General features: G+C 57.8%; 1 protein-coding gene. It reads right to left on the minus strand.

The annotated features are described in order from the left end of the window. Nucleotides 1-379 (minus strand): hypothetical protein (locus AC1RPN_RS08585; protein WP_481763775.1); only part of this gene is annotated, 379 nt, incomplete at both ends.

Consider the following 379-nt stretch of genomic DNA (forward strand, 5'->3'; position numbering starts at 1 on the left):
GGCCCACACATCGTGGTCATGTTGTGAAGCGCGTCCGCCCCACCGTTATGGCGGCTAATCGTATGATCGTGCGTAAATATCACGTCTTTGCCATTGACGGTACCCCACATATTCATATGGAACGGACCGTCGCCGCCTTTCTTCGAATACGTGCGCTCGATCGCGAAGTATGAGGCTTCGGCACCACACGCGCTGCACGTCGTTCCGTGCTTAGCAAAGCAGCGCAGGCGCTTGCTCGTGGTATGCACAAACAGCCCCGGTGCAACTTCCGAGCGAAGCTCCTTTTCGCGAAGACCCATGTCGGCGCGAATCGCACGAAGTCCCGTTTCGAGATCGAGGGTTGCTGCACGCTCGTAGCGGCCTTGGTCACTGATGATGG

The organism is Dellaglioa sp. CoH-57-MRSF-20 (assembly GCF_056781955.1).